Genomic DNA, 6186 nt, shown 5'->3' with positions numbered 1-6186 from the left:
TATGAATGTTCAACAGACCCTAGTTCTATAACAGAGCATCTTCATAAAAGTCGACTATATATTGCTATTATCCTATCAGAGGATTATAATACTCCCAGAAAACTAGACCAAAAAATTGTAGCAAATAAGATAGAATAACCTTTAGAAAAAGAGGTCTATCTAATGACAAAAGTATGTAAACGTCACAATGCTGAATTTAAAAGCAAAGTTGCCATTGAAGCCTTCAAAGAACACAAGACCCTCAACGATTTAACCGCAGAGTATGGCGTGCATGCAACCCAAATCAGCAACTGGAAAAAGCAGGCTTTGGCAGTTATCCCTACTGCATTCAATACTAAACAGCAAGCTAACGAACAAGCCCAGCAAGCTATTATCGATGAACTACATAGGCAACTAGGGCAAGTCATAAGCGAAAGAGACTGGCTTAAAAAAAGTCCTCACAGCTACCCTGAGCACTCGTAAACAACTGCTAGAACCTGATAACAAGGATTTTAGTGTTCGTAAGCAATGTGAATTACTCGGTATCAACCGCTCAAGTCTGTACTATCAGCCAAAGCCCATCAGCGAGCTTAATATTACCCTGATGAACTTGCTTGACCAGCAGTACACCAAGACCCCACTTTATGGGGTTAAACGCATGACAGCGTATTTGAGGCAACTAGGCTATCAAGTGGGGGAAAAGCGAGTTAGGCGATTACTACGGCAAATGGGGCTAGACGCTATTTATCAGCATCCTAACACGAGTAAGCCTAACTCTGAGCATCAAGTTTACCCGTATTTGCTTAGGCATGTACCGATTAGCCGTTGTAATCAAGTATGGAGTACAGGTATCACCTATATTCGAGTTTTACAATCATGAGCGTTTACATCAGTCGCTCGATTACCATACTCCTGCACAGGTTTATCTGGCTAACAATAGTTCGGATAATAAATCGTTTTATCAACCCAATTCTATCTTGATTTTATGATAATTTGGTCTATACATTGGGTAGTACCTTAGATACTTATACTATTTAATTTTTTGACGGAGGTATTATGGATACTGAAGATTTAGCACAACAGCAAGCCTTGCAAAAAGAGTTTAATGAATTGGTGTTGAGCTTATCGCAACAAGTAAGTCAAAAATACCTATTAGATGCCAATAAAAATATCAAAAAAATTAATAGTGACATTGTCGATAATTTAGAAAAACATGCTTTACTTCTCACAGAAGTCGGCAAAAAACATCCTAAAAGCTTAGAAGATGTAAGTGATAAATACTTATCAGGATTAGATAAGAATTTAGGAAAAATTAACGATAGCATTGCAAGCAAACTAGACAAACATGCCATACTGCTAGAAAATGCTAGCAAATCTCACCCTAAAGCTTTAGAAAATATTGGTAAAAAGTACTTATCAGATATAGATAGTAGCTTAAATAATGCTAATGCAGCTATCGCTAAACAGTTAGCAGTGCATGCGGCCCTTTTAAGCGAGACTAGCAATACACACGCTAAAACATTAGAACAAGTCAGTAAAAATCATTTAGTAGAAATAAACAATAATCTCAAGAATCTGAATGAAGACATTCCCTTGACGCTGAATAACCAAAGCTTAGCGTTACAGTCTATCGAAAAATTATTACATCAGCATTACAGTGACATTCGTAACGCCATAAAAAATGAATCAAATAACCTTATTGCTATCAATGAACGCCTACTGGCAGGTGAAGTTGAAAAGTTAAAACAAAAAATAGAGACCAGCTTTAAGATTAGTAACTCAGAAATGTCTGAATTGAAATTAAAAAACCATAAGACCTCTAATGAACTCAATAGCGCACTAGAAGCTAAAACAAAGAGCGTTGTACGTACTATCTTATATGTGGCTATTGCTATTGTTATTTGTCTTGGACTGCCTATGACATTTCTGATCTACTCTATTGTTGTAAGGTAATTGGTTATGACTAAGAAGTTATCCGAGCAATCTCTGCTTGATACCTATCGGCACTTACTAGATAACGTATTAAGAAATTATCCTGCATTGGAGAATGGTTTTGACATTTCTCTAAAGAAAGACCATCTAAAACAGATGGAAAAGAATGACGAGCACTTACAGGAAATTAAGCTTGATTTTTTGAATTTTCTACAAGAAAAATATAATCATGCCTCTGGTATCATTGATAACTTACAGAGCTATACTAGCAATACCAACAGCGAAAAATCTGAGTTTGATAAGTTTATAAGTGACTCCAAAAGCTTAAATAGTGAAATACTAGCCACCAAAAATGACATATCACAGCCTTTTTCGTTATATGTTATTGGCGCAGGTAAAGCTGGAAAATCCACACTTATTAATGCACTAGTAGGACAAGATGTCGCTACGGTTGGTGTGCTACCCAAAACGTGGAAGGTGGATAGATTCTTTGATGCAGACACAAAGCAGGCAATCCTTCATTATAAAGATGGCTCTCCTATCAGGATAACCAATCAAAAAGAAGCCAAAGAAATAGTACAAGCGGAAGAAAAAAAACGCAAAGATAGTGAAAAGGATATCTTAGCAAAGAGACGCGAGCATTATCGACTGTATCCCAATCTCACTTTAGAAGAAAAAGAAGGCATTACACGCAACCTAAATGACCTTTATTTATATCGCTCTAATATCAGACAAATAGAATGGGCTATAGACGTTGATAGTAAAAGTAAGTCTATTTTAAATAAATTCTCAATCATAGACACGCCTGGAGTGGGACAAAATCATTCGGGCAAAGATGCCATCAACTATGTGGGAGAGGATGTTACCGCATTCAGTCAAGCAGATGGGATGATATGGGTACTTGATGCCACGACCCTAGCCGCAGCGACACCAGAAGCGCTACTGCGAGATTTTGAAGAGACTAGCGATGGCGTTACGACAACCAATAAAATTGCTGTACTCAATAGAATTGACCTAATACGCAATGCTACAGGCGATGAGGGCGTAAAAAGAGCAGAACAGGCAGCAAAAAAGCTATTGGGTGGTTTTTTTACGAAAATCATTCCATTTTCTGCCAAAGATGCATTTGAAGCGGTCATCAATAATGATGAGGACAAACTATACCGTAGTGGTTATGATGAGATTTTTAAAGGAGTTAACCATGTTTTTGCAAAGGAAAGTACTAATAGAATATCGCAAAAATCAGACCGACTGAATAAAAACTTAATGCATCGATATGCTAGAGATTTGAGCCCGTATATTGAGCGTTTAGCAGTAGATGAGACATTACTAAATACCAGTTATCGCTTATTAGAAGAATCACTGCGAGACTTGCAGACAGACTTAGGCAATGCCAAGATTAATTTTTTAGATGCCTATAAAACGGAAGTTGAATCTTATATTGATAACTATGCTGCAAGTTATTTAGATATCGTTGAAGATAGGGAGCGCAATACGTTTTTAAATGAACATATTTTCAAAATTGAAGATATGCAACAGGGACTTAATCGTTTATTAAACAATAACCAGCAGTATACTTCTGACTTTATCACTGGGCAAAAAAAGTTAAATAATAAAAAGTTTAAAAGATTTAAACACCTTAGTGAAACTCTCTACCCCATGGCTATAGGGGGTCACAACAAAAAATCCAGTGCTCTTACCATGAATGCTTCCGACATTAGTTTTTCTGGTGAAGATGAAACCTCAATGTTGATAGGTGGTGGTCTGGCAGTAGCAGGAATGATTTTATTAGGTCCTATTGGTTTATTAGCAGGGGCTGCAGATGTCTTCTTTGGGTTTTCAAAAGGACGCAAAATTAATGCGACAAAATCAAAACTAACCCAACATTTGACGGAAAATATTTTAGCACCTATATCAGAACAAATAGATAGTGTTTTTCAAAAATTGCTGGATAATGCCGAAAAGGAAATAAAAGAATCGCTTTTTCAGATATTCAGCGAATTACACTTTGAACCCACACCAAGTAACTTCAAACATGTTAAGCAGCTGACAACACAACTGAAAGAAGAACTAAATCTAACTTATAAAAACAATCAGAAAATTCCTGAAGAAAACATTCAACTAAAACCTTCTTTATCGCTATATTTATTGAGACAAAAAAATGCAAATAAAGCTTGAGCAATGGTGTAATGACTTTACAGATTACTTGCAGCAGTCCCCTGTAAGAGCTGATGATAGTGTTCCTGATATGATTAGTCAGGATGCGTTAAAAAATATTAAAAAAGTAGAGGCTGACTTAGTAAAAATTCAAAGAAACATCCTAACAACTTTGCGAGTGACCTTAATCGGTGAAGTAAAAGCTGGAAAGTCAACCTTAATGAATGCTCTTGTGGGCTATAAGGTCTCACCTACAGATATGTTAGAGGCGACATCTGTTATTTGGGAAGTAGGTTATGATGTTATAGACTCCACGGTTGTACAGTTTACGAATGGTGAGTGCAGTAACGTAGAGCACCAGCAAGTCATGAGTATTGTAGGAACAGCAGCGGAAAGCTTAGAGCAAGCAAAAAAAATAGAAAAAATTATTGTCAAATCTCATCATCATAAGCTTAAAAACTTACTGTTGTTAGATTCGCCAGGGCTTGCGACTATTACTCAGCAAAACTCAGCGTTAACAAAAAGCATCGCTCTTGAAACGGACTTGGTAGTGTGGGTTATTAATGGCAATCATTTAGGACAGGCAGACATTGCTGAAGATATCATTAGTATTGCCCATTTGGGCAAGCCTATTATTGCGGTTATTAACAAAATAGATGAAATTAATGAAGACCCTGGTGAGCTTATTGAATATTTGGACAGTACATCAGGAGACTATTTACAGGAAATTTTTGCTCTCTCAGCTTTTAAAGTCATAGAAGATGATAAGTCTACAACAGACAGCCATTATCAGACTTTATTTCATAACTTTACAGATTACTTACAGCTCAAAGTGAATGATAAGGCCAAAACTGTTAAACAAGATAGCGTGCAAGATTCTTGTGAAGCTTTAGCGCGTAGAGAGTTGATTGCACATCAGTCCATCATTAGACAAACCCGTGAAAAAATAGAAACCTATGATGACTATAGAGATGACTTAAGACGTGATGAGGCACGTATTGAAAAATCTTTAACGCTTGAGGTAGATAAAAAATATAATGAATTATTAAAAAATAAGTCGTTTGAGCAAGAACTGAAAACATATTTGTTAACTACTAATACTCCGGTAAACAGTGAACTTTCAGCTATCATGCATCGATACAACAATCCTATCAGAACAAGTATGGAACAAAATTATGACAAAAGCGTTAGGAGCGCTTTTGAGATTAACGCTAGTGAAATCATCAATCGCTTCAAGCGCTTTCAAATACTTGAAAGTCAAAAAATGAGAGAGGATATGGAGAGTCATGGCATATTCTCTTCTGATTATAGGAGCACCGGTAATACTGATGTAAAAGACTTTGCTATTAAAGGAGGAACCGTTTTGGGTGCAGGAGGAACTGCTTTAGCAGGTTATGCGGCTATTTTGGGAGCCAACGCATCAGTAGTGACCGTTGGGGCAGCTCTGTCTGCCGTTGCCTTGCCTTTGGCAGCAGTAGGCATCGCAGCAGGAGCGGCCTATGGTTTTTTTAAGATGAAAGATAAAAAAGAAAATAAACTTAATCTACAAATCCATACGATCATGAAGCAAATGGTTGAAAGCCATAGAAAGGAACTGATTGATAATATTCAGACTGGTTTAGAAAAAAGCTTCCGTGAAATGGACGACTACTATATAGATAGTTTTTGTTCAGGACAAAGTTTAAATCAGCAAAAAAAGTTGCTACAGCATTTAGAGGATTATAATAATGGGCTTTATGCCTTTTTAAAAAATTAGTTTTTTTAGCTCTATTTGATTAGGGCGTGTTGAACATTCATAATTTAAGCCAGATAAAGGCACAAGCTAGCGCCACTGTATTCTCGTAGCTTTGTTTAAGGTAGCTATTGCTCGAAATAGTTTTAAGTGAGCGAATGCACTTGTAACTAAGTGGTAAACTTTGTCCAAGCCCCAGTCCATATGGTTGTTATCCAAATTTGTATTCTGCTCTCTAAGAATATTATCGAAGCTTCCTGAACCGCCCCGGGTATATCGGAGAGTGTTTTACTTGAGTCAGGCAGCAATGCCTGAAAGGGTTAAACGATCTCCGAGACACTTGGGGCGGCTCACTTCCGCAAAATGTCCAATAACCAATATATTAT

At 36.9% G+C, this 6186-nt stretch carries 3 protein-coding genes and 2 pseudogenes; 4 read left to right on the top strand and 1 reads right to left on the bottom strand.

Annotation, left to right across the window (positions count from 1 at the left end; translation table 11 throughout):
• Positions 1 to 162 precede the first annotated feature (162 nt).
• The 4 genes and pseudogenes from ACT3SX_RS13360 (at position 163) to ACT3SX_RS13345 (ending at position 5824) form a co-directional block, all read left to right on the top strand.
• Positions 163 to 968, top strand: a pseudogene (locus tag ACT3SX_RS13360) (IS3 family transposase).
• A gap of 67 nt (positions 969 to 1035) precedes the next feature.
• Positions 1036 to 1932 (top strand): hypothetical protein, encoded by an 897-nt coding sequence (locus ACT3SX_RS13355; protein ID WP_289048055.1) that lies wholly within the window; start codon positions 1036 to 1038, stop codon positions 1930 to 1932.
• Positions 1933 to 1938: 6 nt separating this feature from the next.
• Positions 1939 to 4089 carry a dynamin family protein gene (locus ACT3SX_RS13350; protein WP_289048056.1) on the top strand — a complete coding sequence of 717 codons (2151 nt, stop codon included), beginning with the start codon at positions 1939 to 1941 and terminating at the stop codon, positions 4087 to 4089.
• Positions 4073 to 5824: a dynamin family protein gene (locus ACT3SX_RS13345; protein ID WP_289048057.1), complete on the top strand. Its 1752-nt coding sequence runs from the start codon at positions 4073 to 4075 to the stop codon at positions 5822 to 5824. Before ACT3SX_RS13350 ends, ACT3SX_RS13345 begins: the two co-directional genes overlap by 17 nt.
• A gap of 37 nt (positions 5825 to 5861) precedes the next feature.
• Here ACT3SX_RS13345 and ACT3SX_RS13340 read toward each other — a convergent pair.
• Positions 5862 to 6061, bottom strand: a pseudogene (locus tag ACT3SX_RS13340) (IS5/IS1182 family transposase); the annotation flags it as partial.
• Positions 6062 to 6186: the final 125 nt, after the last annotated feature.

Origin of the sequence: Psychrobacter sp. AOP31-B2-9 (assembly GCF_052378005.1) — a bacterium.
In the GTDB taxonomy this organism is placed as follows: domain Bacteria; phylum Pseudomonadota; class Gammaproteobacteria; order Pseudomonadales; family Moraxellaceae; genus Psychrobacter.
Note: the sequence above shows the minus strand (reverse complement) of the source record. Positions and strands in the feature narration are given on the sequence as shown.

Excerpts from the sequence above, each read along its gene's own strand:
- ACT3SX_RS13345 (WP_289048057.1), top strand. The coding sequence starts at position 4,073 with ATGCAAATAAAGCTTGAGCAATGGTGTAATGACTTTACAGATTACTTG.
- ACT3SX_RS13355 (WP_289048055.1), top strand. The coding sequence starts at position 1,036 with ATGGATACTGAAGATTTAGCACAACAGCAAGCCTTGCAAAAAGAGTTT.
- ACT3SX_RS13350 (WP_289048056.1), top strand. The coding sequence starts at position 1,939 with ATGACTAAGAAGTTATCCGAGCAATCTCTGCTTGATACCTATCGGCAC.